Here is a 26596-nt window from a genome sequence, read left to right as displayed (position 1 = left end):
GCACCTGGTGACGGCACTCGCGAGGGGAGCAACAATTGAGACGACGATTCGCCAGACGCAGGAGATTACCCGTCCTGATCGTGGTCGCAGGTCTGCTGGTGACCGGATCGATCACCGATCAAGCCCTGGCGTCGCCGCCGCCGAACCCGGTGCCGCCGAACGCGGCCTCGGGCTGGAGCACCCCGGCCGGCGACAAGCGCGGTGAAGGGCGACCGGACCACGTGCCCCCGGCCGACCGGAACGCCCTGCTGGGCGACGGCTACGAGAAGTCGGCCGACCGCGCCTGGGACACGTCGTCCGACGCGACCGGGTTCCACCTCCTCGTCGCGGACGAGAAGAGCGGGTACACCTGGCGAACGGCCGCCTCCCTGTCGGAGCCCGGGTTCGACACGGACATGTGGGTCGGCAACGCCTGCCTGGCCGACCCCGAGCACGCCGTCGTCACCTACGCGCCGCGCACCTTCACCAACGAACCCCAGCTGATGGCCCGCGGTGCGTTCGCCGCGACCGTCGACCTCGCCACGGGTGAGGTCACCAAGCTCCCCCACACCGCGTCGCTGGCCTACTTCTCGCCCGGCTGCGGCACCGACGGCACAGCGGTGCTGTCGCAGTTCTCCGACGAGACGACGTCGGAGAAGAACGAGACGCGCCTGATCCCCGTCGACGCGCGCACCGGCGCGGCGGGTGAGCCGGTCACGCTGGCCGGTCAGGTCACCTCCGCCGTGCCGGTCGCCGACGGGTGGGTCGCCGCCGACGGCGACCGCCTGGTCAGGGTCGGGCGCGATGGCGAGCAGAGCGCGATCGCCGGCACGCACGGCACCCCGTTCCAGCTGACCGTCGACGGCGAGGGCGGTGTCACCTTCCTCGACCGCGCTCCCGCCACGGGCGAGGAACCCGCCAAGGGGTACGTCAAGCGGATCACCGGCGGTCAGATCCGCACGAACCAGGAGGCCACGACGCTGGCCGCGGGGGAACTGACCGGTCTCGACCTGACCCGCACCGCGACCGGCACGGTGTTCGTCACCGGCCAGGCCGAGAGCACGGGCGCGCTGCCGGCCGCGGTGAGCAATCCCGGCGGGATCGACAAGGACGCGCGGGTGTCCACCCACGGCCGTGCCGCGGTCAGGGCGGTGTGGGCCGACGGCACGGACCCGCGCGGCAAGTCACCGGACGAGCTGCGGCAACGCCCGGCCCGCATCGACCTCACCCACCTCGTCACGGGCCGCAAGACGGCGTTCGAGGTGGTCCCGGAGGAGGAGTCGGAGCCGCAGGCAGGGGTCCGGCCCCTGTCGAACGTCAGCGACCCGGCGTCGGTCCGCACGTGCGCCGTGGAGCGCGGCAACCCGCAGCTCCAGGCGATGCAGCCCACGCCGAGGCAGGTGGAGTGGGCCGTCGACCAGGCCATCACCGGCGCCCTCGACCAGGGCGCGTCGCGTCCCGCGAACTGGAACAACACCGGCCTGCCCGCCTATCGACCACAGGCCCTCGCGGGCGGGCTCACCACGATCCGCTCGCCGTTCTCGAACCGGCGAATCCCCGCGCAGATCATGCTCGGCATCACCGCGCAGGAGTCGAACATGTGGCAGGCCACCCGGTACGCGGCACCGGGCATGACGGCCAACCCGCTGATCGGCAACTACTTCGGCATCCGCTACGACCCGGGCGGCGACACGCAGGACCAGTGGGACATCGACTGGGCGGCGGCCGACTGCGGCTACGGCGTCACGCAGGTCACCGACGGCATGCGGCTCGCGGGCAAGGAGAAGCCGGGCGAGACGGCGAAGTCCCCGCTGGCGCAGAAGGCGATCGCGGTCGACTACGCCGCGAACATCGCCTTCGGCGTCAACATCCTCGCCGAGAAGTGGAACCAGCTCTACGCCGCGGGGATGCAGGTCAACGACGGCGACCCGCTGAACATCGAGAACTGGACCATGGCGCTGTGGGCCTACAACTCCGGGTTCCACCCCAGTTCCGACGCCGCCGCGAACGCCGGCAAGTGGGGTCTCGGCTGGACCAACAACCCCGCGATGCCCTGGTACAAGGCGAACCGCGCGCCGTTCCTGGCGAAGCGGACCCTCTGCCACACCCCGGGCTGCACCTACCTGTACGAGGACGACTACTCGCACGCCGCGAGCCCGCAGTACTGGCCCTACCAGGAGAAGGTGATCGGGTGGGCCGCCCGGCCGATCTCGGCGATGGAAGCTCCCGGCCAGTACGTGGCCGGCTACCGTCCCGCGTGGTGGACCACCGAGGAGGGCCGGTGGGCCGCCAAGCCGCCGGTCGACCTGTTCTGCACCACGGCCAACGAGTGTGATCCCGATCTGATCGAGGGCGCGGAACCGGGCAACGACGCCACGTCGCCCTGCCTGCGCCGGCACGACTTCCGCTGCTGGTGGACGCAGGACGTGGAGTGGAAGGACTGCGGCGACAACGAGTGCGGGTACGAGCTGTTGCGGTTCAACCCCGGCTACGCGCCGCAGCCCAACGGCACCCCGCACACCCCGAGGTGCGGCGCGATCCTGCCCGCCGCCGCGGTCATCGTGGACAACGTCGCCGACGGCCAGCGGATCGCGTCCGCGCCGGAACGCGCCTGCCCGTCCGGCACGGCGTCCTCCGGCGGCAGCTTCGCCTTCGACTTCAGCGGCACGGAGGACTCGGCCCGCATGGAGGTGCACCAGCTCTCCGGCGGCTACCAGAACCACGTCTGGTTCTCCCACACCGTGAAGAGCTCCGACTCGCCCACCGCCGTGACCGGTACGTGGACCGCGCCGGAGAGCGTGCGCGGTTGGCACCGGGTCCTGGTGCACATGCCGAGCATCTCCGCCCGTTCACAGCAGGCGAAGTACACCGTCCAGGGCACCGATTCGAGTTCACCCTCGCGGGTCGCGCCGCAACGCCTCATGACGAACACGTGGCGCTCGCTCGGCACCTTCAACTTCACGTCCCGGGCGAAGGTGTCCCTGTCGAACCTGACCGCCGAGAAGGCCGAGAACCTGCCCATCGCCTGGGACGCCGTGGCCTTCCAGCCGATCGCCGACAACCCGTACCACGTGGTCGGGATGGGGGATTCCTACGCGTCCGGCGAGGGCGCCTCGGCCGGCGGCGGCCTCGACTACCTCCCGGAGACGGACTACGTGGAGGAGTGGGAAGGCGGTGACCTCCGCAACTCGTGCCACCGCTCGAAGGACGCGTGGATCCGGAAAGCGAGGCTGCCGGGGGACGTGGACAACATCGGCAGGTTGTCCGACATCTACTCCGACGTCGAGCTGTCGTTCGTCGCGTGCTCCAGCGCACGCACCTACCACGTGCGGTCGGGCGGGAAGTGGCAGTCGAGCTCGCTGCCGCAGAACGACCTCGGCTACCTGGACAACCACACCGACCTCGTGACGTTGTCGATCGGCGGGAACGACGCCCGCTTCAGCGCCGTGTTCGACAACTGCGTCGCCCAGATCGGCCAGGGGATGTGCATGAGCAGCACCCTGCCGGTCGTCGACCCCCTGACCGGCGACGAGAAGGCCGGCCAGACGGAGGAGTTGGAGACCCACCTGCCGAAGTGGATCGACAACGAGGTCAGGACCAACGTCGTGTCGGTCCTGACGGAGATCAAGCAGAAGGCGCCGAACGCGCGGCTGATCCTCATGGGGTACCCGAAGCTGATCGGACCGGAGGACTGCCTGGCGGCGTCGGTCGGGTTCACCCTCCAGCAGGCCGAGCGGGCGTGGCTCGACGAGACGCTCGCACCGAAGCTCTCCAGCATGCTGGCCGCGGCCGCCGGTCAGGTGGGAGCCGACTACGTGGACCCGGACGGCGAGTTCGAAGGGCACCGGATCTGCGACGACGACCACGCCATCTGGGGCGTGGTGTTCACCGACAAGGCGAAGGCCGACAGCGGGACGGGGAAGCCGGCGATGAAGTCGTTCCACCCCGACACCGACGGCGCGGCCCTCTTCGCGCGGGCACTGGAGCGCGAACTCTCGTGATCGGCGCTTCAACCGCGTGGTCGTGGTGATCGGTGAGGCGGTCCGGCAACGGATCCGACCGATCGCGGGGACGTCCCGGGCACCCGGGGCGTCCCCGCGGTCAGCGGATCTCCGGTCGACCTCTTGTCGACAGCAGGACGCCGACGACGACCATGGCGGTCATCGGGCCCACCCGCAACAACACCGCCAGGAGGTACGAACCTCCCGCCCAGGGCACCAGGACCTCGTCGAGGAGGATGTCGATCGCGAACGCGATGCCGGCGCCGAGCACCCAGCCGGTGAGGACCCACGCGGCGGATCGGCCGGGGCCGATCACGGTGACGAGCGCCGGGAAGGCGACTTCGGCGAGGAACACCGCCACGACGAGGATCCACAAGAGCACGCCGGAGGTCGGCACGGCCTCGACGATCGAGGGCGAGTCGACGGCGAACCACACCGCCCCCGCGACCCCGGCCACCGCGGTGGACCACTGACGTCGCCGGTGGCCGCCGCGGAGCACCCGTGTCGCGGCGAGCAGTGCCGCGACCGTCACCGGACCGCACAACGCGAGTGCCGTGGCGGGGTACGCGAGGTGGCCGATCCCGATCGTGATCCACAGCGGCAGGCTGCCCGCGAGGACACTGCCCCAGACGGCCTGTCGCCGCGCGCCGAGCAGGCGGTGTCCGATCGCCACCTGGACGATCGCGGGCACTCCCAGTTGGGCGAAGTCCCGGACCGTGAACGTGGGGGGAAGGCCCCCGACGGTGAGCACGACCACGAGGAACGCCCCGAGAACCGGAACCGGGATGCAGAGAAGCCCGCACAGGACCAGCCACGGATCGCGCCGGGGTGGTGGTGGTGGCACGGCATCAGCGGACTGGTGGAAGTGGACGCCGCCGGTCACCCAACCGGCTTGCACCAGGTTCCCGCTCACCGGACCGTTGACCTCGTTGCGGGTCGACGACGCGGGCTCGTCCTGCTCCGGTCCTCGTTCGTCCATGGCCACCGTCCGCGACTCGCAGGGGCCACCAAAGTAGTGCTGTGGCCGGCCGGACGGACGTGGTTCGGCGGTCGGGTCATCCGGTCGGACGATCAGCGCCGAACGTCGCGCCGGTTGCTCAGCAGGGGCTGCCCGGCACGCTGAGGTTCCCACCCCACAGTTTCGCCGCGGAGCACTCTTCCCGGCCTAGGAGAAGTGCTCGTCGGCGAGTGCCGAGCGGGTCGCGTGCAACGACGCCAGGAGTTGCAGCCGGTCCGCGTCGGTGCTGCCCGGCTCGGCGGTGAAGACCAGCATGATCGGGCCGGGACTGCCCGGCAGTGGGTACGTGTCCCAGTCCAGGACGATGTCGCCGACCTCGGGTACCCGGAAGGTCTTGGTGCCGCTGACCGACTCGCGCACGTCGTGCCGGGCCCACAGCCGTCGGAACTCGGCGCTGCGGATGCTCAGCTCACCGACGATCGCGGTGGCGCGGGGATGGGTGGGGTCGGTGGCGACGGCGGCGCGCATCATGCCGATGTAGTCCAGGGCCTGCCGCTCCCAGTCCGGGCAGCTCCGCTCGCCGGTGACCGTGTCGTCGAACATCAGCAGGAGCATGTTGAGCCGGTCGGGCGGGTAGGCGTCCGGGGCGCCGAGCAGCGCCTCCGCCATCGGGTTCCAGTCGAGCAGGTCGAGGTGCCGGCCGAGTACGACCGCCGGGGTGTCCATCACCCGCAGCAGACGCCGCGTGCCGTCCGGCACCCGTTCCGGGCCGTGGTCCACCCCGGCGGGCATCGGCCGGCGGGCGGCGCGGGCCAGGGCGAACAGGTGCCGGCGTTCCTTGTCGTCGAGGCCGAGCGCGCCGGCGAGCGCGTCCAGGACGTCGTCGGACGGGCGTACCTCCCGGCCCTGCTCCATCCGCTGGTAGTAGTCGGTGCTCAGCCCGGCCAGCTCCTCGCGTCGCAACCCGGTGACCTTGCGCCGGCCGCCCGGCTCCAGACCGACGTCGTGTGGACGCAGCCGGCTGCGCCGGGCGCGCAGGAAGTCTCCGAGCTCACGAGCGTACGGATGAGAGCTGCTCACGCCGCAAGTGTGCGTCGGCCCCGACCTCCCAAGGTAGGTCGCTCAGACCTGGGCAACCGGGGACCAGCGAGCCGTCCGCAATCGCTCCTAGCGTCGTCGGTCCAGCGCACCGACACTCCCAGGAGCAGCAGATGACCGAACGGACCGCCGACCGCATCCCCGACCAGCGCGGCCGGGTCGCCGTCGTGACCGGCGCGAACTCGGGCCTCGGCCTGGTCACCGCCACCGAGCTGGCCCGCCACGGAGCCCACGTCGTGCTGGCCGTCCGCGACACCGCCGCCGGCGAGGAGGCCGCCCGCCGGATCGGGGGTGACGTCGAGGTGCGCGAGCTGGACCTGGCCTCCCTGACCTCCGTGCGGGTCTTCGCGGCGAAGCTGGCCGCCGACCACCCGGCGATCGACCTGCTGGTCAACAACGCCGGCGTGGTGCTGCTCGGCCCGCGCCGCACCTCCGCCGACGGCTTCGAGCTCCAGTTCGGCACCAACGTGCTGGGCCACTTCGCGCTGACCGGCCTGCTGCTCGACAACCTGGCCGCGGCGCGGGAAGCCCGGGTGGTCAGCCTCAGTTCGATCACCCACAAGACCGCGCACCTGGACTTCGACGACCTGATGTTCGAACGTGACTACCGTGCCGCCGCCGCCTACGGCCGGTCCAAGCTCGCCACCACGGTCTTCGGCGTCGAGCTGGACCGCCGCCTGCGCCTCGCCGGATCCCCGATCGTCAGCGCGCTGGCCCACCCCGGTCTCACCCGCACCAACCTGACCCCGCGTGCCTGGGAGCACCGCGGCCGGTTCGGGCGGCTGATCGCGTGGCTCGGCCTGCTGGCCACCCAGCCGGTGGCGCAGGGCGCGCTGCCGCAGTTGCGCGCCGCGACCGGACCCGGGGTGCGGGGCGGCCAGTTCTTCGGCCCGTCCGGGCTCTGGGAGACGCGGGGCCGGGTCACCGAGACCCGGCTCAGCCGGGAGGCCGCCGATCCGGCCGTCGGCAAGCGCCTCTGGGCGGCGGCCGAGGAATTGACCGGCGTCAGCTACCTCTGAACCCGGCGGTCACCGTCCGCGTTCGGCATCCGGCCGGGATCCCGGCGAAGCCTCGTGGGCCATCGGTCCAGTCAACAGCGTTGAGCGTCCACGATCGCCGCAGGAGCCGAACCGCTGTGGAGTTCCGACACACCGCAGGCCCACCCCTCACTCCGGTGAGGGATGGGCCTGCGGGCTTGGTCGGGCGGCCTTGCGTCAGGCGATCAGCGTCGCAGCGTCAGCAGGCCCGGTCGGTAGGGCAGCAGGCCGTAGTCCGTGCCGTCGGAGCGCGGGTCGCGGCCTTGGTAGAGGAGTTGGAGGTTGCAGGGGTCGATGGTCTTGGTCTGGTCGGCGTTGACGCGGATCAGGTCGCCGTGGCTGATGTCGTTGGTCCAGGTGGCGCCGCTGTTGGCCTTGCCGGCGAAGGGGTTGCTCTCGGTGGCCGCGTTCGGGGTCCAGGAACCGCCCAGGCTGCTGGAGGTGAACGACCGGAAGTAGCGGCCGTTGGAGCCGATCGCCTCGACGATCATGAGGTACTGGTTCTGGCCCTGGACCTTGTACACCTCGACCGCTTCGAACAGGTTGTTCGTCGTGTCGCTCATGATCGTGGTGTAGGACGAGCCGAAGCTGCTGGGGAAGTTGCCCAGCGGCATGACCTGGCGGTAGATCTTGCCGTTGTCGCCGGCGAAGAACAGGTACATGTTCGTGCCGTCGCCGATGAGCGTCTGGTCGATGGGGCCGGTCTGGGAGCCGGTGATGCTGGCCGTGGAGAGCACCTGCGGCGAGGACCACCCGTTCGGGTTGGTCGGGTCGCTCGACGTCCGGTAGGTGAACGCGGTCCCGCCCCACTGGTAGGCCAGCACCCAGATGTTCTTCGGGGCGAAGTACAACAGCGTGGGCGCCACGGTGCCGACGTTCATGGCCTGCTGGGGCGCCGAGGCCATCTCCGACCAGTTGCTGAACAGCCCGAAGTTCATCGACCCCCACCTCGTCCCGAAGTCGTGGGTCGTGCCGTAGACCAGGTGCTTGCCGTTGTGGGGCACGTAGGTGAAGTCCTTGAGCGAGACCCACCCCTGCCTCGGGTTCGCCAACGAACCCGTCGACGTCCAGCTGTACCTCGACGGCAGGGTGCACTGACCGGGCGTCGAGGTCGTCGTGGTCGTTGTGGACGTGGTCGTCGTGGTGGACGTGGTGCTGGTCGTCGTGGTCGTGGTCGTGTCACCGGTGCAGGCCACGCCGTTCAGGGCGAAGCTCGTCGGAACCGGGTTGCTGCCCGTCCACGACCCGTTGAACCCGAACGACACCGTGCCGCCGGTCGCCACCGATCCGTTGTAGCTCACGTTCTTCGCGGTCACCGCGGAACCGCTCTGCGTCAACGACGTGCTCCACGACTGCGTCACCGCCTGCCCGGCGCCGAACGACCACGTCAGCGTCCACCCGTTCAGCGGGTCACCCAGGTTGGTGATCGACACGTTGGCGCTGAACCCGCCCTGCCACTGCGACGCCACGGTGTAGTTCACCGAACAGCCGGCGGCCGCGGCGCTGGCGGGTGTCGTCGCCAGCAAGGCCGCCGCGACCAGCGCTGCGGTGCTCACCGACGCGGTGACGGCGGCGGCGACACCCGCCAGACGACGCCGGCGGGGGAGGGCTGTGGGCGGTTGGAGGCCTGATCTGGCCATGGGCGTGCTCCTCTTCGTTGAGGTGTCGGGGGAACGCGGTACGGGCCGGGCCTGCGCGTGCAGCTACCGCCCGCCGCGAGTTGTCGGTGCTACGCCGGAGTGCCGGTGGACGTCCCGTTGCCGGTCATCCGTGCCGTCCGGCCGTCGTCGTCCTGGTCGCAGTGACCTGCGCGGAGTCCCGGCGACCGCTGGGTCCGCCCGTGTTCGGGCGCGGCCGCCACGCGGACCGGCGGTTCAGTCGGGGGGAGCGGGGAACGCGATGTCGCGTGGACCTCGTCGCATGGTTGTCCCGTCGTCGTCGACGTGAGTCGCATCGGCTGGGGACCGCAAGGTCACCTTGAAACTTTCGCCTCTGCGCCCTGAACTTTCGGTCAATATAGCTGTGCGCGCATCGGTTGACAACGGGTCGTGACCGGTCGGTTGTGCGCGCTCACTCCGACCTTCCGGGCGGAACCGTCGTCCGGTCAAGCGCTTAGGCGCAGGTAGAGGCACTATCCGTTCCCGTCGCCTGGCTGGATGGACACAGCGGGCTGAACGAACAGTGTTAGCGCTAACTCGCCGTCGGTAGGGCGGTTGTTGATCATATTGACTCAACGGCTCGAACGCGCGTGCCGCCGGACTGCTCGGGTCGCGCGAAGAGCGTCAGCCGCGTTCATCGGCGTTCGGCTACTCGACCACACCGCGCTCCGACGCCTACTGCGAACGCGGGATCGGCGGCCCGGCCAAGCTGTCGTGAACCAACGGGTCGTGGCGTCACTCGGCCTCGGATGGACGTGGTGACCACATCCGAGCTGCCATCTGTCCTCTATGGAGCGTCCGGTGCGCACGCGCTCGGGCCACGGACGGCCTATAGCCGTTCTCAACGTCGCTCCCGCGGAATGGCCGTCGTCGTCCGGACGGGGTGGTGGGCCGCCGCAGCGGCACCCTGTTCACCAGCTTCATCGGGATCACGTCCGGCCTGACCATCGTGCTCATCGAGGACGGCAGTCGAGCGGCGGTGCTCGGCAAGGCCGTGGGTGTGCCCGCCGTACTACTTGCGTGGGCGATCCTGCACTTCGGCTACGCCGACCGCTACGCACAGGCCTATACAGCGCCCTGCCCGAGGAGCTGCTGGTGTTTCCCGGCACCGAGCATCCGACGTTCATCGACTTCGCCTACTTCTCGTTCACCGTCGGCACCACGTTCGCGGTCTCCGACTCGAGTCACGCACCTCCGGGATGCGGCTGCGGGTCCTCGCGCACGGCGTGCTCTCGTTCATCTACAACACCGCGATGCTCGGCATCGCCATCGGCGTGATCCGCGGCTGCCACGAGTCGCACGTTGGAACGTCCGCTTCTGCCGACGAGCGCATGTTCCGAAAACCCGTTGACCGGCGGTCGGCAGGTTGAACATCATGGCCGGCATGCAGCAGTGACCAGTGACGACCGGAGAGGCCGACGGCGGGTTCGAGCAACTCCCCGCCGCCCTTCGCCGTGCCGCTCGAAGCCCGCACCGTGTGATCGGTGCCGGCCGCACACCACTGGTTCCGAGGCGATGCACCGCATCACGCCTCCTGCACGAGCACTGGAGTCCACGGAAGCCATGAGCGAACTCCGTCGTACCGTCCTGCCCGCCGAACGTCCCGGGTCCGGCATCGACCGCGAAGCGCTGTGGGTGATCGATGACCTCGGCCTACCCGCCGCCCACACACCGAGAGAGCTCAGCCGCGAACGCATCCACGTCCCACTACCGGAACGCGATCGGCGGCGGATGTTCGAAGGCGACGAGCACGTCCACGGTCCGTCATCCGGCCGGGGCCGCCACACCGCCCGGCAAGGCCGCGTGCGAGCCCGACGGGAGCGGCACCTGGGCACCGGTGCCCGGCACGCCGTGCTCCGCGCTCGACTGCGGGGTCGAGGTCGCCGGCAGCTGTGAACGGCTGTCACCGGCGCGCTGCAACACGACGCGCGTCGGTGCAGTCCCGTGCGGCGTCACCTTGTACAGCGGTGACACGATCACTGGGACATGTTCTCGACACGGTGTCGCCCTGCTCTACCAGCGATGATGACGTTCGAGCGGCACAGGCGTCGGTGAGCGGTGTCAGGGACGAATCAGGCGAGGGTCAGGGAGACCCCTGATGGCAGGGTGTCCGACCGCGGGCACGCTGGAGGCGTCAACGATCATCCGCTGTCGAGGAGAGTCATGAGCGAGTTCAAGCCCGAGTCCACCCGTGCCGCCGTCGATGCCGTGGTCGACACCGTTCGCGGACTGGTCAGCGAGGGCATCAACCGTCGTGTGGTCGTGCGTGACAGCAAGGAAGATGTGGTGCTGGACGTGCCGGTGGCACTCGGGTTGGTCGTGGCGCTGGCCGCTCCGGTGGTTACGGCGATCGGTACCGGTGTCGCGCTGGCCGGCAAGTGCGGGATCAAGCTCGAGAACCGCCAACAGCCCGGCAGCCGGCCCGTGGCAACGGTCGACACCGAGCAGGCGTAACCAGTCGCGCGCAACAGCACGGCCATGCGGAGGACGACCGAGGGGATCCAGCGACTGGCGGACAACGGGCAGATCACCGGAGTAAGCGGTGGCCCCCCGACATCGAAGGCTCGGGAACAGTTCGCATGACCAACCTGGGCAAGTGATGTGCGCCGTCGACGCCAGGCGGGGATCGGACCGGCCGGGCGAGCCGGTCCTGGCCGCCTACACCGGCCTGGTCCGCCAACCTACCCAACCCGCCTCCCGAAGGACTCCCGCATGACAACCGTTCATTGACAGCGCTCAAGATCGAGACGCGGATCGATTGTGGTGAGGAAGCGACATTGCGGACGCCGGCCCTGCGCTCGAAACGGCGACCAATCCCGTTGTCCGACGTGCGGCGTCGACCAGTGAACACGGCCGGGGGCGGTCAGCACGAGCAGTGGCCGCCCGCACAGTCATGGCCGGTCTCGCGCCGCCGCGTCCGGCGGCGGTGGACGAACCAGAGCAACCGGCGACACCGAACAGCGCCACCGACACGGCGAGGAGCCCGGTTGTCGCCGCCGCGATGCCCGCGCCGCTGATCAACCCGAGCGGAACCAGCAATGGCAGCGCGCAGCACCCGACGCACGCGATCGCGGCCAGGAATGCGACGACCTTGCTTCGCCCGGGCGGCCCGACCTGGTCATCGTGGGCCTGGTGGACGGGCTGGATGGACAGAGACACGGTGTCGGGCCCGGGCTTGACCGGTGTGTTCACGTGAGACCTTCCGCAACGGTGGCCAGTTCGACGAAGGGAAGTGGACAGTCCGGGCACGTGCAGTGGGTCAGGCTGTCGCAGCGGGCGTCGATGACCTGCACGAGTTCTTGTCGGATCGTGTTCAGGTCCTCCATCCTGCGGTCGACCTCGGCGAGCTTGGCCCGCGCGCGGGACTGCAGGTCCGGAGTGGGATGGCGCCGTCGACCGGCATCGACGAGTTCGGCGACTTCATCGAGGGTGAAACCGAGCCGTTGTGCCGACTTGACCACGCGGAGCAGTGCCACCGCGTCCTCGTCGTAGTTTCGATACCCACCCGGTGAGCGTGGCGGCTCGGGCAGTAGCCCTCGCCGCTCGTAGTAGCGCAGCGTCTGTACGTTGACCCCCGCCGCGGCGGCCAACTCTCCTGATCTCATCGCCGATCCCTCCTCACCTGCGCGGTCGCCGCCGCCTCAACCTGGGATGCCAAGCCGTCGAGGACCACTTCCCTCGTCCGCCGGCACCCGTACGTCGACGACAACCTCGTCACCGTCGCGGCCTACGACGAAGTCGAAGAGCAGGTCCCGCAGTCGGCGTCGACCTTCACCAACCGCACGCGAGGCGCGAACTCGGCCGCCAGTTGATCGAGGGCCGGCGCGATCCGTCGGCAGTTCCCGCACCAGGTCGCGTAGAACTCCACCACCGGGACAGGAGATGAACCGACTTCCTGCTCGAACGTCGCCTCGGTGACCTCCACCGCCATGCCGCCCCACCTCTGGATCACTCCCGGTCCGACCAACACCACAACGCTAAGGCTGTACCTCGGTACAGCCTTCAACATGGCTTGTGTCACAGGGGAGCGAACCGGTTAGCCCATGGTGGGAGGGCAGCAGGCGCCGAGGTAACCCTGTAGTTCGGCGAGCGCGGTGGAGATGCCGGTGGGGTTGGCGCGGTAGTGGACGGTCTTCCCGTCGCGGCGGGAGGTGAGCAGGCCGCCTTGGCGGAGCGTGGAGAGTTGCTCGGAGGCGGTGGAGTGGGCGATGCCCGCTCGTTCGGCGACCTGGCCCACGGTGAGTTCGATGTCGCCTGCGAACTCCAGCATGAGCTGCTGCCTGGTCTCGCTGGCCAGGGCCTTGAGGAAGCGGCGGGAGGTCTCGCCCAGTTCAACCACGTGGTCAGGATTGCAGACGTATCGTTATTTCGCGAATATCCGATACTATCGAGCAATGTCGATGGAGCAGTGGGTGGTGATCGGTGGTGGCCAGTCCGGGTTGGCCGCCGCCTGGGCTGTGAAGGCGGCCGGTGGACAGCCGGTCGTGCTGGAGGCGGGGAAGTGGCCGACCGGATCGTGGGCCGGCTACTACGACAGCCTGGCCTTGTTCTCTCCGGCTCGGTTCAGCTCGTTGCCGGGCCTGGCGTTCGGCGGTGACCCGGACCGGTACCCGCACCGGGACGAGGTGGTGGCCTACCTGGCGCGGTACGCCGAGTGGCTTGGGGTGGAGATCCGCACCGGGAGGCGGGTGGAGAAGGTCGTGGCCGGTGCCGGTGGGTTCGAGGTGGCTGTGGCCAGTGGCGAGCGGGTACCGGCTCGGCGGGTGATCGCGGCGACCGGCGGGTTCGGTACGCCCTACCGGCCGGCGTTGCCGGGACTGGGGCGGTTCGCCGGTTCGGTGGTGCACGCGGCGCAGTACCGAAACCCGGAGCCGTACGCGGGCAAGCGGATCGTGGTGGTGGGAGCGGGGAACTCTGCGGTGCAGATCGCACACGAACTGGCGGCGGTGGCGCGGGTGACGCTGGCGAGTCGGAAGCCGGTCCGCTTCGTCAAGCAGCGGCCGTGGGGGCGGGACGTGCACTGGTGGTGGTCGGTGACCGGGGTGGACCGGGCGCCGGTCGGGCGGTGGTTGCCCAAGCAGTTCTCCACCCCGGTGTTGGACGAGGGCACCTATCGGGCCGCGATCACGGCGGGTCGGCCCGATCGTCGGCCGATGTTCACCGACCTCGACGGTGACAGGGTCACTTGGGCCGACGGTAGCCGTGAGCGGGTCGACGCGTTGGTCCTGGCCACCGGGTACCGGCCGGGGCTGGGGTACCTGGAGGCGATGGGCGCGTTGGACGCCGACGGCTACCCCCGGCACCGCTCGGGCCTGTCGACCACGCATCCTGGTCTGGGGTTCGTGGGGTTGGAGTGGCAGCGCAGCCTGTCCTCGGCGACGCTGCGCGGCGTCGGACCGGACGCCCGCTACGTAGTGCGGCGCCTGGGACGGTGACCGGCGACTGCTCGCCGTGATATCCGGGATGCTTCCGCCGGTGGGCGGGGACCAGCAGCACTACCTGGCCTCGGTGCTGCGCCCGTTCCTGTCCCAGCGTGACATGGTCTCCCGTCGTCTGCTTCGGACAGTTCAGGCAGGGGTGCACCGATCCGTTGATCGCCAAGGGTTTCGACGACCTGCGGGTGGATTGCAAGAGGGCCAGCCAGAGCGTGTACTTCGGCGGTGATGTCGAGGCCGAGTTCGGCCAGCGCCTGGGCGGCGGGGTTGACGGCGGGGGCGGAGCTGGCCGAGCGGATGGGTGGGTCCGGGGCGTCTACTCGCATGTGACCCAGGTCATGGTGGACGGGATGTAGCCCCGGTGGGAACGTGCACCGGTCGCTCCCACGGGTCGGGGAGGGGTGACCACATACGGTGTCGACGATCACACCAAGATCGTTTGCTCCCCATTTGCTCCCACGACAGCAGAACAGCCCGCCGGTGATGATCACCGACGGGCTATCTGACCTGCATGTATAGCTAGTGGACGATACTGGGATTGAACCAGTGACCCCTACCGTGTCAAGGTAGTGCTCTCCCGCTGAGCTAATCGTCCGAGGCGGAGACGGGAATCGAACCCGTGTACAGGGCTTTGCAGGCCCTTGCCTAAGCCACTCGGCCACTCCGCCACGATTCCTGAAGGCTAGCACCCAGGAGTCTGGCCTGAGCCCAAGGGGCCCTCTGCCGAGCGGATGACGAGACTCGAACTCGCGACCCTCACCTTGGCAAGGTGATGCGCTACCAACTGCGCTACATCCGCATGCCCCGCGGATTTCCCGGAACTTTTCCCTTTTGGGGCTGTCGTTCCGGTGTTCCCCGGTGCGAGAGGAACTTTATTACATGCACCGCAGCGGGATCAAATCGGGGGTGCGTTGACCCCTGTGCAGGCCCGCTACCTGCACTTTTACATCAGATCGTTGGAGATCAGGTGGGTCAGGGCCTCGTCGACGTCGACCCACAGGTGCTCGTTCCCGGGCACCACGACGTCGTAGGTCCGGTCGAGGAAGTCGGCCAGTTCCTGTGCGGACGCCTCGAACATGGCGTGGCCCGACGGGGAGCTCAGTTCGATCACCACGACCTCGGGGTCGTCGGCGGCCGGGCGGATTCGGACGTCGCCGTCACCCGCGTCGGCGATCAGGCCGTCGGCGAGCAGATCGCGGGCGAACACCCACTCCACCCATCCGGCACGGCCGGTGCGGAACGCGGCGACTACCGCGTACGGGTCTTTCGTGTCATAGCGAAGCTCCACCTGCACCGGCACGGCCGGGGTCCTCGGCGCCAGCAGGTCGAAGACCGCTGTTGAGCGGAGTGTCACGTGGTCGTTGCGCATCGTCGTTACCCTCTTCTCCCTTCCCGGCCAATCGAACGACCGAGCTCTCTACTTGTGACGTATATGTGGCGAGGAACGCTCGACTCTACGTGGTTTATCACCCGATTGGGGCCATGCAACTCCACTGGGCGACCACCTCGATGCGTTCCGTGTCCACTGGGCCCCGGCTGCTCCCATCTTGCTGGGTTTAACCTGAACCCGGTACCGGCTGTTGCGCGAATGTTGGACGTGAGGACCCCTCTGGTGGCTGACGCACCCGCGCCGCGACGCGAACCCGACCGGCGTCCCACTGACGTGGAACTCGCCGCACGGGTGACGGTCGGTGACCGCACGGCGTTCGGTGAACTCTACGACCGGTACGCGAAACCGGCGTACTCGCTCGCCCGGCGGATCTGCGTCGACCCCGGCCTGGCCGAGGACGTCGTCCAGGAGGCCTTCCTGGCCCTGTGGCGCAATCCCGCGGCCTACGACCGAACCCGTGGCAGCTTCGGCACGTGGCTGATGACCGTGGTGCACCACCGCGCGGTCGACGCGGTGCGCCGGGAGAACACCCAGCGTAGACGAAGTGTGCCGCTGACCGACGAGGTGTCGGAGCGCGACGTCGCGCCGGCGGACGGAGCCGATCACGCTGCGTTGACGGGCGTGGTCGGCGCCGAGGTGCGGGAGGCGCTGAAGCGGCTCCCCGACGACCAGCGGCAGGTGATCGCGCTCGCCTACCTGGGCGGTTACACGCAGATCGAGGTCGCGGCATTGACCGGCATACCCCTGGGCACGGTGAAGTCGCGCACGTTCGCCGCCATCCGAAGGCTGCGCACGGTGCTGCACTCGGTGTGGGCAGGGGAGACCGGCGGCGACGCGCCGGGCAGGACGACGGGAGCACAGCGGTGACCGGGCAGCGGAGGGACGACGCGTGCCCTCAGGAAGAGCTCGCGGTCGGGTTCGCGATGCACGCGCTCGAACCGGACGAGGAAGCGCGGATGCGCGCCCACCTGCCCGGCTGCGCGCGGTGCCGGGAGTCGGTCCGCTCCACCCAGGAGGTGACCGCCGCGCTGGGAGGGTCGGTCCGCCAGTACGACCCGCCGGAGCGGTTGCGAGCACGACTGATGGCCGCGATCGAGGACACGCCCCAGGTGCACGTGCCCGAGGAACGGGTCGAGCCGGTGCTGCTGGAGTCCAGGCGGCGTGAGTCCGGTGGGTGGGGGCGCAAGCTGCTCGTGGCAGCTGCGGCGCTCGTCGTGGTCGCCGGGATCGGTGTCGCCAGCGTGCGGTTCGACCGGCTGAGCGATCAGGTCGCGCAACAGGACGCGCGGGCCGAACAGCTCGAACGCGCGCTCCGGATCGCGGCCGACCCCGGGACGAACCGGGCTGTGTTGCAGAACACGTCGGGTGACGCGCTGGCGGTGCTGCTGTCCGACGACGACACCGCGGCGATCATGCCGATGAAGCTGCCGGCCAACGACGCCGCTCGGCAGATCTACGTCGTGTGGGGCACCAGCACGCCGGAGCCTGTGGCATTGGCCACATTCGACGTCACGGCGGGTGATTCGGACGTGCGGCTGCTGACGTGGTCGCCGGACGCGCACCGGCACCGCGGCTTCGGCGTCTCGCTGGAAGAGGGCCGCGCGGCGCCGGTGGAGCCGTCGACCGTACTGGCATCGGGCCAGGTCGGTCCCGTCTGAGCCTCGAATGAGCGATGATGTGGGCATGAGCACAGAGCAGCGCGAAGACACCGACAAGGGCGCGGAGCACCGCCACGGCTTCCGCCGCAACCCCGCGCTGAACATGACCTACCGCATCGGTGTCGGCGTGGTCGGCGGCCTGGTGCTGGTCGCCGGCGTGTTGATGATCCCGTACCCGGGCCCGGGCTGGCTGGTCGTCTTCGCCGGTCTCGCGATCCTCGCCACGGAGTTCGAGTGGGCGGGCCGGGTGCTCAAGTTCGCCAAGCGCTACTACGACTCGTGGATCGCGTGGCTGAAGCGGCAGAACCTCTTGGTGAAGGGGTTGGTGCTGGCGGCCACCGGCCTGGTGGTGGCCGCGACGTGCTGGCTGCTCGGCGCGTTCGCGCTGGTAGGCGGCTGGTTCGGGCTTGAGTGGGCCTGGCTGCAGAGCCCGATTTTTGGTTCGCGGGGATGATGTTGTAAGCTATGGCCACACCGCGAGAGCGGGAGTGAGAACCGAATATGGGCGTTTAGCTCAGCGGGAGAGCGCTTCGTTCACACCGAAGAGGTCACTGGTTCGATCCCAGTATCGCCCACAGTGTGTTTTACCTGGTCAACGGCTCGTAGACGATCTTCGTCTGCGGGCCGTTGATCGTTGCGGGGAGCAAATTGGGAGCGGATGATCTTGACCACCTCCGTATTTGCGAAGGTGGTCATGGGTTCGTGCTCCCCGTTTGCTCCCGGGTTTGCTCCCATCGGTGTTGGAGTGCGGCGAGCATGGTGTCGATCATGGGCTGGGTGACGTGGGAGTAGACGCCCATGACGCCGTGGAACTTGTGACCGATCCTTTTGTGCTGCAGGACTTCGGGGACGCCGTGTTCGATGAGCCAGGTCTTGTGGGTGTGGCGTAGGTCGTGGAAGTGCATGTCGGGATTGATCCGCGGTCGGCCGGTGGCCGTGTCGCCGCGGAGCGCCGGTAGCCAGACGCGGCGGCGGAAGTTGGAGCGTCGGTGGAAGCCGCCGTCGGCTCCGGTGAACACGAAGCGGGCGGCGGGGTGACGGTCGCGGTGGTCGTCGAGCAGGTCGGCCAGGAACTCGGGTAGGTGCACGGTGCGGACACTGGCCGGGGTCTTGGGTGGTCCGAGGGTGAGTTTGCCGCCGACCTCGTGCAGCGCGCCGTCTTTGCCGTCGACGCGGATCTCTCGGTTGCCCGTGTCGACCCGTGACCATTGCAGCCCGGTCAGTTCACCCCAGCGCAGCCCGGTGTAGGCGGCTGTGACGATCAGGGCGGCGTTGTCGGGGGACACACGGGCGGCCAGGCCGGTGATCTGGGCGGCGGTGGCGTGGGGCCGTTCTGGTTGGTCACCGGTGGCGAGGCGCAGTTTGCGGCAGGGGTTGGCGCCGATCAGTTCCTCGTCGACGGCTTCGCCCATGATCCGTGACAGCAGGTTGACCACGTCGCCGACGCTGCGTTCGCTGAGCTTCCGGCGTAGCTGCTTGGCCCAGACTTTGATGGTCATCCGGGTCATGTCGCCCAGTTCGGTGTCGGCGAAGCGGGGCAGGATGTGGTTGCGCAGGTGCGAGTCGTAGGTGTGTGCTTGCCGAAATGTCGTCCGTGCAGGTCAGGCGGCGTGGTGGTACTCGTTGAGGATGCCGCCGAGTCCTTGCCGTCGGCGGATGTCGAGTCGGGTGACCGCTGCTTGATCGGTAACGGCTGGCGGCAGCGTGCGCAGTGGTCGGGCGTTGGCGATGCCCTGGTGGGGCCGGTGGGTGTTGTAGAACCGCTCGTACTCGCGCAGGGCATGCAGCAGGTGCTGCCGGTTCCAGATGAGAGTGCGGTCGAGGAGTTCGCGGCGGCAGCTGCGGATCCAGCGCTCCATGATCGCGTTCATCCGCGGGATGCGGACTCCGCTGAGGACGACCTGGATGCCGGCGTCGGCGAGGACGGCGTCGAACAGTGCCGGGTACTTCCCGTCCCGGTCGCGGATCAGGAATCGCGCGTGTCTGCCCTCGTCTTCGAGGTCCATGGCGAGGTTCCTGGCGGCTTGGGTGACCCAGGAGGCGGTTGGATGTGCGGTGGCGCCGAGGACTCGGATCCGGCGGCTGGCGTGCTCGATCACCGCGAGCACGTGGAGGCGGGTGCCGTTCAGGGTGGTGGTCTCGAAGAAGTCGCAGGCCATCAGGGCGTCGGCTTGTGAGCGGAGGAAGGCCGACCAGGTCGTCGTGGTGCGTTCGGGTGCCGGGTCGATTCCGGCGTCCTTGAGGATCTGCCACACCGTGGACGCGGCGATCTTGATACCGAGCACGAGGAGTTCTCCGTGGATGCGGCGGTAGCCCCAGGCAGGGTTCTCCTGCGCCAGGCGCAGCACCAGGAGTCGGATGGAGCGGATGGTTCGTGGTCGGCCGGGCCGCTTGGGGCGGGATCTGGCTGCGCGGCGGCGCGCCTGGAGGTCGCGGTGCCACCGCAGCACCGTCTCCGGACGGACCAGCAGTCGGAGCCGGTGAAGCGGGGCGGTCGGGAGTCGGTGCAGCAGTGCCGCGAGGAACGCCCGGTCGGCGGGCGAGAACCGAGGGCGGTCCTTACCCAGCTGGCGTTCCAGGATCGCGATCTGGTGCCGCAGCGCCAGGATCTCCCTGTCTTTGTCCCGGTCGCTCATGGGCAGCAGGCGCAGCAGCGCGAACGTGTTGATCATGGCCAGGTAGGCAAGTCGGAGCAGCACAGCTGGCCATCATGCCGCGCCCGTGGAACACGAGCACCCTCATCGGCCATCCCGAGACCTTGTCCCGACCGTGCTCTCACCTGCATGGATGGGATTATCGGCAGGCACAAGGTCCACTTCTTTGCGACCAGGCGTCGGTGCCACCGCAGGACGGTGCCCGGCGTCACCAGCCGGTGGTGTCGTAACCAGTCGGGTAGGCGTCGCGCCAACGCGGCGAGCACCGCACGATCGGCCCAATCCAGTCGCGGGCGAGGGTTGGTCCGGCGCAGCACGGCGACCTCGTGCCGCAGCACCAGCAACTCGACGTCCTTGGCCGCCGATGACCGGCCGAGTAAAACCAACCAGCCGACGATCCGGGCGAAGATCAGGTACAGCAGTCGTAGCGCCATGCCTCACGATCATGCTCCTGCAGCACATGGTGCGCGATAGCCGCAGCTCAGCGCCCCAGTGCAGAGTTCTGGCACCCCACAACCTGCACGGATGGAGTTCTCGGCAGGCACAACGCCACCGGCGCAGATTTGAGTCCAATGTCGGAGTTGACCTACAGTTTGTCATCGGATTTGTAGCCGAATAATGCCGCGAGTTGTGAAGTCTGATCTGGTCCGACGCGGTGGCCTTCCGGTACCGTCCCTCCGCGAATCCAGGCAATGGTCTTCCCGGGAAGAGTGTCTAGTTGTGACAGGTCCGCTCGCTGTGGAGGATTATGGAGGAGTTCCCATGCATTTTGACGTCTTGCGAGCGGGTGGTTAATGGATATCCCCGGATGGGAAACTACTGTCACACATAGACCTGTGGTAACCAGCGACAACTCGTGGCATAGGGCACTAGTTCCATCGGATCTCGATACAGAACTAGGAAGTATCATCCTGAACGCGGGTACAGCCTCTACGATGGCCCCTCTGAAAACCCACACCGACAAGTCGCGAGGCGGAGGTCGGCCGTCCGTCATCCACGTGTAATCGGGTGGCTCACTGTCGAATCGTACGGCGATGGCATTGAGTCTCTCGTCGGCTACTCTTGCCTCTGGGTGGCCGAGCATCAAAAGTACCTTAGCCCACCACATCCCTACTGCATGCCAGTCATCTTGGTCGAACATCCCTGCCCAGCCATTAATCGCGAGCGCTTTGACGGCGACTTTGGCCGGCTTCTCGAAGCGTATGTTCAATTCCGTGTTGCAATCTCTGCATACCGGTAAAAGCACGCGTTGACGAACGGGATGTCGAATTGGCTTGCTCTTCTTGTTCAATACCGGCTTTGAATTGACTGCCCATGGATGCTTGGGTGGCCCAAGTGAGTCCATCGCTTTGAGGAACCATTGAGGCCAAATATGTTCGCCCTGTCCGGGCGCCGGGTTATTCCTGCAGACTGTGCAAACCTTAGCATGTGTCATTCGGACATGCTTGCACATGTCCGAGCTTTTCGGCGAGGTGGGCATGACGGCCCGGTTCGGCCAGCCCCCACGGCAGCTCGCGTCGCACCCGCCGGTGGTCCGCCGGATCGTGCACTTGCGGTGGCGCAAGCGCCTGAGGCCGGTCGCGGTCGCCTGCGAGGTCTGTCTCGCCCCGTCGACCGCGCACCGGGTCCTGGTGGGCTGCGGGTTGAACCGGCTGTCCACACTGGACCGACGCACCGGGCCGGTCCAGCTGCAGATGGGTGAGTCGGTGGCGAAGCCGGTCTTGGGTTGGGCTTGGGCGTTGCGCCGACGAATGTAGGCGGTGATGGCGTTATTATATGTTCGGCGTGGGTGCGGTGGTCGGTGCCGTTAAGTGCAAAGTAGCGCAGGGCGGTGAACTCGGTCTCGATCCAGTTCAACCAGGAGTCGTAGGTCAGAAGGAACACAAACTCGACGTCGTTGTCGGCGGCCCACCCCAGGATGTCGGGGTCTAAGCAGCGACACGCTACTAGTCGAGCAACTCGTGCGGGCCGCCGTCTGTCAGCACGGCTTTCAGTTCGCGAGCCTTTTTCTCGACGCTCTCAAAGTTCCGGTACGATGTGGTGATCTCGTCGAGGTCTGCCTGGGCGCGCACTGAATCGCCGTCTTCGAGCGCCCAATCGACGCGGAGGAGCCTCGCCTGCATTTTTTGTTCGATGGCGATATCCTCGGTGTCCAGGATCTTTGACACGTCGTCGTAGGCTTCGGCGCTGCTGCCCCGCTTCCGTAGGGATTGGGCACGACGGGCCAGGGCGATGTAGCGACGGTCGTAACTCGTGCCAGTCAGCTCCAGTACCGACGACCGGTCAGCGATCGCTCCGTGGATGTCTCCCTGCTCGTCGCGGATATCTGCCCGGTTGTTCAACGCGCAGGCGCGGGTTTCCGCCGCTGCGGACCTCGATCCGATGACCGTGCTGAAATCTGCTGTAGCTGCCTCTACATGCCCCAGCTCCAGGAGCGTGATGCCCCTGTTGTTGAGGATGGAGTCGTACTCGGGCCAGGCGGGATCGCAGTCGGCGAGCGCCTCGGTATAGAGGTTATAGGCTTGCTGTGCGTCGTCCTCCTGTCGAACCAGGTTGGCGAACTTGAAGCGCATAGTCGCGATCAAGCGGCACGTCTTGTCGATAAGACCCTCCGCGATCGCGGCCGCGATCCGATCGAAGATCCATTCGGTCACGGGGTGATCGCTCCGTCCCAGGAGTTGCATGACCGCCACGGCCTGCTCCAGATCCGAGAGCGTCGATTTCCCGTCCCCGCTCGCCTTCAACAGGTCGAGCAATTGGGGATGGTCGGCGTAGTCGGTAACGACCCGTTCCATGAAACCGCGGTAGGCATCCGGTCGCGTCCTCGCGGCGTAACCCAGCAACCGGGCCGACGCGAGCGCGACGGTAGGTTCGGCACCGAGCCGGTCAAGGACGAAGAGCTCACCAACGATGTCCGGGCGGACCCCGTCGATGAGATCGTCGACCGTTACTGACGGCCCAAGATGTTGGAAGACGTTGGGCAGCAGGTCATTGAGCGGATCGGGCAGGGGATGCAGAGACTCGTAGTCCCCGACGGTCAGGCCACCTACTGAGGTGGCGAAGAAGCGGAGGTTGTGGGCGATCGCCGCCGACGGCAGCGCGACACGTGCGTTCAACCACGCGGTCTTGCGTGCGACGATGCGGCGCAGCATGTCGTCCCGGCCTGAACGCTCCTCATCCTGATCCAAGTGGTCGATCGTTGCGACTTGCACGAACAATGGACGCAGTGCCGGATCCATGGCCTCGGCGCGGTCCACGACACTTTCAGCCTGGCTTGGGGTGAGCGGAGCCGCGTCGAGCCGAGCGGCCATGTTCTTGACTAGCGTTCGTGCCTCCATGCGATTCAGTCCGGACATTAAGCGAGGGTTTGCGTACATCGCGGCGGTGACCTTGAAGGACTCCTCCATCCGATTTACCCGTTGTATGGTTGACCACCAGTCACCGGAAGCACTTCGCTCCAGAACCAGAACCCGCACCGGAGGCTCGTGGCGTCGCCGACTCCACAGAGCCAGAGTGTCGGAGAGCCACTTGCTGCGCTGCGCCGCGTAGTCGACCACCACCAAGGTTGGACGCTCGACGCGGAAGGAGCCAAGCCCCGCTTGGTCCGTCTCGCGGAGGAAGCCGGCGTGCCAACCCGAGGCGGATGCGAATCGGCAGAGCTCGACGGCGAGTCGGCTCTTGCCGATCCCGGCGGGACCGGTCCACACCCACCACGCGAACGGCGACTTGGCCGCTAGGAAGTCCTTCAACTCCTCCAACTCGCCTGCGCGCCCAATGTAGTCGACGGTGACGTTTGCGAAAGACAGCAAAGACTCGATCGTGTCCAACGTCGGAATGGCAAGTTCGGGCGGCTTGTCCCCCGTCTTTCCCAGCAACACCTGCGCGGTGTGGGCCTGAACCAGGATGCTGTCTTGCATGGTGCCGATCGTGATACCGCTGGCGCCGGTCACGTTCCCGGCGATCGATGCTGTTGTTCTGGCCTGTGGCGGTTCTGCCGACGCGGCCCGGCCTGCCGCCGCGTCGGCGCCGGAGGGTCCGGCTCGTCGCCCACCTGCTCGATGTGCACTCCGGTGGTGGGCCCGGAACCGGAGCCACCGGTCACGTTGCCAGTGAAGATCACTCCGCCGCCGGTGGCCGTCTGCGGTGTCGCAGATGAGGATGCGGGTGCATCTTGAGCGGCGGTGTGGTCACGTCCCTGTCGTAGTGCCACCAGTGCCACCATCAAGCCGACGACAGCGGCGATCCAGCTCAACGCTTCCAGCACGGGACGTACCGGGTGCTTCTCGTCGGTCAGGAGAACCGGCACGCCGCAGTGCAGTACCGCCCACACTCCGCCACCGCCGACTAGTGCGCCACCGGCCGCCCACCAGCTGCGACTGCGACCGACCACCACCACAACGACCTCCTCAACCAAGGGCTGCGCCCTGCATGTCGCTACCTGATAATCGCACTCCGCCCGCGTATTGCTACGTGACCGGGTCAAACGAGCGGTTCTGTCGCTGATTGCGTGATCAACGACGAACCAGTCGTTGCCGTCGGTGCATGTCGAGTCGGGTGACGGTCGCTTGATCACTTGATGATCGCCCAAGCGACGGCGCTGCACGTGCGCTCATCCGGCGCGAGCAAGGCCAGCTGGATGCCGCCGCCGTAAAGCTCTTCTAGCAAACGCGCCGAGATATTGCTTCGAAAGTGTCCGCTTGCCTTCTGGTCAAGGCTGTGACCAGCTGGTTCGCTGTCAGGAGGAAGGCAACCATACGCTTTCGTTTCAATAGGTGACTTGGCGAGTGAGAAGCCGGCGTTCGTGCACGACCTCGCACGCGCCGTGCCTCCCAGCCTGTTCCAGGTGTCGAACAGGCGAGCAAGACCGCCATCGTCGAGCAAGGTGGAGAAAGGGACATGATCACCCGGACATGGTCTTAACACCGTGACAGCCTTGCTTCTACCAGCGACGATGACTTTTCGAGCGGCACAGGCTTGAACTGCGGTTACTTAGCTGTGGGTTGCACCCGTCGATCAGACCGTCGAGGACTGGTCGGCGGTGTGTCTACGGCAACCCGATGACTTGTCGAGCGGTATAGCACAGCTCGGTGTGAGTCGCCCCTATAGTTTCAGTTGTAATTGAACCGAGCTGTGGTCGCCAGGTACCGGGAGCGCAATCGTGAATCTTTAGTGGCGTGGTGGTCAGCCGAGGTCTTCGAGCCAGAGGACTCGTTCGACGACGATGCGTTTTTGTTGTTCGAGGATGAGGTAGATGATGAGGCCGTTGCCGTACCCGTAGACGAGTTGGCGCAGGGCGCCGGTGGGGTTGGCGCGGTGGTAGGGCTCGCCGTGCCAGGGTTCGTGGGCCAGTAGGGTCATGGCCTCGGCCAGCGGTTCGTCGGCCTCTGCAGGCAGTGCGTGGATCTGGTCCCAGACTTCGTCGGGGAGTTGGATCTGGTAGGTCACTTATCGGCCGCCGCGCTCCGTCTGCAGTTCGTCCCAGGTGCGTAGCCGTCCGGGTGTTTGCCCGGTGGTCTGGGTCTGGTCGATGCGGCCGAGCATCCTTCGGTGGGCGGCGGGGTCGTGTCGGGTGACGGTGGCGATGCGCCACCACTGCTCGATCACGCTGCGGACCGGTTCGAGACTGGACTCGGCCGCGGCCTGGCCCAGGGCGTGGCGGCAGTCGGCGTCGAAGGCGTCGCGTTCCTCGGGCAGCAGTGCGGCGCGGATCGCCTCGGGAGTCTTCTCGACCTCCGGCGAGGGCGGGTGCGCGGCTGCTGCGGTCACACCGACACGATAGCGGGTCGACGTCGACGGCGGCCCGGCGACAACGGCACGACGTCGCGTGTCGTCATGCCCGCCGGTCATGCGGGCATGACCCTCGTCCTCTGCGGCGACCGATGCGTTCGCTGTCCGCGCCGGAATGAGAGGCGGATGCGCGACCGGTCATAGCCGGTGGTCCTTAGATCGTCAGGGAGCGGGGGAGTGCGTGGGAGCAGAATGGGAGCCGGCGGACGCGTTCAACAGCATTGAATCGCATTCAACTGCATCCAATAGCTGCATTTTTCCTGCGGTAATTACATCTCCGCTGGTAGAGGCTTTGTTCCGGCTTCATTCACGCCGAAGAGGTCACGGCTGCGGTTGACGGTCGTTCGGGTCGGTTGGGTGACTTGTGCGAGGTCTTGCCGGGCCGGGTCGGCTGTCACCGCGTACTGGCCCGCTACTTATGACCTGGGCTGGTGACGTCGTGGGAGGGTGTCCGGCTGGTCGAACAGCGGCCCGGGGGTTGGTGCACCAGTGCGGGGATCGCTGTGTGATCGGTCCGGTCTGCGGGCATGGGTTGGTCCGGAGCGCCTCGCCTCGTACTGCAGGGACACGATCACCCTGACATGCCCTCAAGCGGCGTCAGTACTGGTCTACCAGCGACGATGACTTCGAGCGGTACAGGGTTGCCGGCACCGCGCGCCACGTCCGGCGTGGTGCGCCGATCGCCGCAACGCCACGGAGCAAATGGGACAACCGCGCCCGAACCCCGAGCGGACGGGTCGGGTGCGGGGGGATGATCGGCGATCGGCCTCACCGCGAGGGAACCTCGCAGGCTGAACAAGGGGGGAACCTTGTTATTACGAAGAGCCTTGACCGCGCTGTTAGGTGCAATACCGGTGACTTAGAGTGGTTTGCGCTGTTTGTTGGCGGAGGCGGTGCGGTAGTGCGGTGCGATCCGGACTGTCTCGGCGGGGTCGCGGGTG

26 protein-coding genes, 4 tRNA genes and 1 pseudogene are annotated in these 26596 nt (G+C 67.7%); 13 read left to right on the top strand and 18 right to left on the bottom strand.

Features of this window, described 5'->3' with window-relative positions:
- Positions 1–98: 98 nt before the first annotated feature.
- A complete protein-coding gene (locus AB0K14_RS21200) occupies positions 99–3980 on the top strand; it encodes a GDSL-type esterase/lipase family protein (RefSeq protein ID WP_360463196.1) in 3882 nt (1293 codons plus the stop codon).
- Positions 3981–4080: 100 nt separating this feature from the next.
- Here the strand turns inward: AB0K14_RS21200 and AB0K14_RS21195 are convergent, their stop codons facing one another.
- Both AB0K14_RS21195 and AB0K14_RS21190 read right to left on the bottom strand, forming a co-directional pair.
- Positions 4081–4959, bottom strand: coding sequence for a hypothetical protein (locus AB0K14_RS21195; protein ID WP_360463199.1), 879 nt, complete (start codon positions 4957–4959; stop codon positions 4081–4083).
- Positions 4960–5145: 186 nt separating this feature from the next.
- Positions 5146–6018, bottom strand: a complete 873-nt coding sequence (locus AB0K14_RS21190) for a helix-turn-helix transcriptional regulator (protein ID WP_360463202.1) — start codon at positions 6016–6018, stop codon at positions 5146–5148.
- A gap of 131 nt (positions 6019–6149) precedes the next feature.
- On the opposite strand from AB0K14_RS21190, the gene AB0K14_RS21185 reads away from it, so the two are divergent.
- Complete coding sequence (locus AB0K14_RS21185; RefSeq protein ID WP_360463205.1) at positions 6150–7055, top strand: oxidoreductase; 906 nt, start codon at positions 6150–6152, stop codon at positions 7053–7055.
- Between the two features lie 203 nt (positions 7056–7258).
- Here the strand turns inward: AB0K14_RS21185 and AB0K14_RS21180 are convergent, their stop codons facing one another.
- Complete coding sequence (locus tag AB0K14_RS21180) at positions 7259–8713, bottom strand: non-reducing end alpha-L-arabinofuranosidase family hydrolase (protein WP_364338518.1); 1455 nt, start codon at positions 8711–8713, stop codon at positions 7259–7261.
- Positions 8714–9520: 807 nt separating this feature from the next.
- Here AB0K14_RS21180 and AB0K14_RS21175 point away from each other — a divergent pair.
- From AB0K14_RS21175 to AB0K14_RS21160, 4 genes are all read left to right on the top strand, one after another.
- Positions 9521–10009 carry a DUF1345 domain-containing protein gene (locus AB0K14_RS21175; RefSeq protein ID WP_360458809.1) on the top strand — a complete coding sequence of 163 codons (489 nt, stop codon included), beginning with the start codon at positions 9521–9523 and terminating at the stop codon, positions 10007–10009.
- Complete coding sequence (locus AB0K14_RS21170) at positions 9931–10101, top strand: hypothetical protein (protein WP_360458960.1); 171 nt, start codon at positions 9931–9933, stop codon at positions 10099–10101. Before AB0K14_RS21175 ends, AB0K14_RS21170 begins: the two co-directional genes overlap by 79 nt.
- 793 nt (positions 10102–10894) lie before the next feature.
- Entirely contained in the window at positions 10895–11185 is a 291-nt protein-coding gene (locus tag AB0K14_RS21165; RefSeq protein ID WP_360458811.1) for a DUF4342 domain-containing protein, read from the top strand.
- A 421-nt stretch (positions 11186–11606) separates the two neighbouring features.
- A complete protein-coding gene (locus AB0K14_RS21160) occupies positions 11607–11927 on the top strand; it encodes a hypothetical protein (RefSeq protein WP_360458812.1) in 321 nt (106 codons plus the stop codon).
- Here AB0K14_RS21160 and AB0K14_RS21155 read toward each other — a convergent pair.
- The 3 genes from AB0K14_RS21155 to AB0K14_RS21145 form a co-directional block, all read right to left on the bottom strand.
- Entirely contained in the window at positions 11920–12336 is a 417-nt protein-coding gene (locus AB0K14_RS21155) for a MerR family transcriptional regulator (RefSeq protein WP_360458814.1), read from the bottom strand. The genes AB0K14_RS21160 and AB0K14_RS21155 overlap by 8 nt on opposite strands.
- A gap of 122 nt (positions 12337–12458) precedes the next feature.
- Positions 12459–12662 (bottom strand): thioredoxin domain-containing protein, encoded by a 204-nt coding sequence (locus AB0K14_RS21150; protein WP_360458816.1) that lies wholly within the window; start codon positions 12660–12662, stop codon positions 12459–12461.
- A gap of 105 nt (positions 12663–12767) precedes the next feature.
- Positions 12768–13070, bottom strand: coding sequence for a metalloregulator ArsR/SmtB family transcription factor (locus tag AB0K14_RS21145; RefSeq protein WP_360458818.1), 303 nt, complete (start codon positions 13068–13070; stop codon positions 12768–12770).
- Positions 13071–13131: 61 nt separating this feature from the next.
- Here AB0K14_RS21145 and AB0K14_RS21140 point away from each other — a divergent pair, with 61 nt between their 5' ends.
- Positions 13132–14166, top strand: coding sequence for an NAD(P)/FAD-dependent oxidoreductase (locus AB0K14_RS21140; RefSeq protein WP_360458952.1), 1035 nt, complete (start codon positions 13132–13134; stop codon positions 14164–14166).
- Positions 14167–14321: 155 nt separating this feature from the next.
- Complete coding sequence (locus AB0K14_RS21135; protein ID WP_364338514.1) at positions 14322–14522, top strand: hypothetical protein; 201 nt, start codon at positions 14322–14324, stop codon at positions 14520–14522.
- A gap of 167 nt (positions 14523–14689) precedes the next feature.
- Here the strand turns inward: AB0K14_RS21135 and AB0K14_RS21130 are convergent.
- The 4 genes from AB0K14_RS21130 to AB0K14_RS21115 form a co-directional block, all read right to left on the bottom strand.
- A tRNA-Val gene (locus tag AB0K14_RS21130) sits at positions 14690–14761 on the bottom strand.
- A 1-nt stretch (position 14762) separates the two neighbouring features.
- A tRNA-Cys gene (locus AB0K14_RS21125) sits at positions 14763–14834 on the bottom strand.
- A gap of 58 nt (positions 14835–14892) precedes the next feature.
- Positions 14893–14965 (bottom strand) — tRNA-Gly (locus AB0K14_RS21120).
- Between the two features lie 144 nt (positions 14966–15109).
- Positions 15110–15535, bottom strand: a complete 426-nt coding sequence (locus AB0K14_RS21115; RefSeq protein ID WP_360458820.1) for an SsgA family sporulation/cell division regulator — start codon at positions 15533–15535, stop codon at positions 15110–15112.
- Positions 15536–15778: 243 nt separating this feature from the next.
- On the opposite strand from AB0K14_RS21115, the gene AB0K14_RS21110 reads away from it, so the two are divergent.
- The 4 genes from AB0K14_RS21110 to AB0K14_RS21095 all read left to right on the top strand — a co-directional run bounded on the left by AB0K14_RS21110 (position 15779) and on the right by AB0K14_RS21095 (position 17789).
- Entirely contained in the window at positions 15779–16423 is a 645-nt protein-coding gene (locus tag AB0K14_RS21110) for a sigma-70 family RNA polymerase sigma factor (RefSeq protein ID WP_360458822.1), read from the top strand.
- Positions 16420–17214 carry an anti-sigma factor gene (locus AB0K14_RS21105; RefSeq protein ID WP_360458824.1) on the top strand — a complete coding sequence of 265 codons (795 nt, stop codon included), beginning with the start codon at positions 16420–16422 and terminating at the stop codon, positions 17212–17214. The genes AB0K14_RS21110 and AB0K14_RS21105 overlap by 4 nt, the downstream gene beginning before the upstream one ends.
- Before the next feature lie 25 nt (positions 17215–17239).
- A complete protein-coding gene (locus AB0K14_RS21100; protein ID WP_360458826.1) occupies positions 17240–17668 on the top strand; it encodes a TIGR02611 family protein in 429 nt (142 codons plus the stop codon).
- A gap of 49 nt (positions 17669–17717) precedes the next feature.
- A tRNA-Val gene (locus tag AB0K14_RS21095) sits at positions 17718–17789 on the top strand.
- Between the two features lie 117 nt (positions 17790–17906).
- On the opposite strand, the gene AB0K14_RS21090 is transcribed toward AB0K14_RS21095, so the two are convergent.
- From AB0K14_RS21090 to AB0K14_RS21080, 3 genes are all read right to left on the bottom strand, one after another.
- Positions 17907–18713, bottom strand: coding sequence for a site-specific integrase (locus tag AB0K14_RS21090; protein ID WP_360458828.1), 807 nt, complete (start codon positions 18711–18713; stop codon positions 17907–17909).
- Between the two features lie 102 nt (positions 18714–18815).
- Positions 18816–19913 carry an integrase core domain-containing protein gene (locus AB0K14_RS21085; protein WP_360458830.1) on the bottom strand — a complete coding sequence of 366 codons (1098 nt, stop codon included), beginning with the start codon at positions 19911–19913 and terminating at the stop codon, positions 18816–18818.
- Complete coding sequence (locus AB0K14_RS21080) at positions 19883–20302, bottom strand: hypothetical protein (protein ID WP_360458832.1); 420 nt, start codon at positions 20300–20302, stop codon at positions 19883–19885. Before AB0K14_RS21080 ends, AB0K14_RS21085 begins: the two co-directional genes overlap by 31 nt.
- A 1101-nt stretch (positions 20303–21403) precedes the next feature.
- Between AB0K14_RS21080 and AB0K14_RS21075 the strand changes: the two are divergent.
- Positions 21404–21556 (top strand): annotated as a pseudogene (locus tag AB0K14_RS21075) (IS481 family transposase); the annotation flags it as partial.
- A gap of 258 nt (positions 21557–21814) precedes the next feature.
- On the opposite strand, the gene AB0K14_RS21070 reads toward AB0K14_RS21075, so the two are convergent.
- The 5 genes from AB0K14_RS21070 to AB0K14_RS21050 all read right to left on the bottom strand — a co-directional run bounded on the left by AB0K14_RS21070 (position 21815) and on the right by AB0K14_RS21050 (position 25634).
- Positions 21815–23785: a hypothetical protein gene (locus AB0K14_RS21070; protein ID WP_360458834.1), complete on the bottom strand. Its 1971-nt coding sequence runs from the start codon at positions 23783–23785 to the stop codon at positions 21815–21817.
- A gap of 29 nt (positions 23786–23814) precedes the next feature.
- Entirely contained in the window at positions 23815–24441 is a 627-nt protein-coding gene (locus tag AB0K14_RS21065; RefSeq protein ID WP_360458835.1) for a hypothetical protein, read from the bottom strand.
- Positions 24438–24749, bottom strand: coding sequence for a hypothetical protein (locus AB0K14_RS21060; protein ID WP_360458837.1), 312 nt, complete (start codon positions 24747–24749; stop codon positions 24438–24440). Before AB0K14_RS21060 ends, AB0K14_RS21065 begins: the two co-directional genes overlap by 4 nt.
- Before the next feature lie 300 nt (positions 24750–25049).
- The gene (locus AB0K14_RS21055; RefSeq protein ID WP_360458838.1) at positions 25050–25313 is read right to left on the bottom strand and encodes a hypothetical protein; all 264 of its coding nucleotides are present in this window, start codon (positions 25311–25313) and stop codon (positions 25050–25052) included.
- Entirely contained in the window at positions 25314–25634 is a 321-nt protein-coding gene (locus AB0K14_RS21050; protein ID WP_364338508.1) for a DUF6247 family protein, read from the bottom strand.
- Positions 25635–26596 lie beyond the last annotated feature (962 nt).

Source organism: Actinosynnema sp. NPDC050801 (genome assembly GCF_040673975.1).
Lineage (GTDB): Bacteria > Actinomycetota > Actinomycetes > Mycobacteriales > Pseudonocardiaceae > Actinosynnema.
Note: the sequence above shows the minus strand (reverse complement) of the source record. Positions and strands in the feature narration are given on the sequence as shown.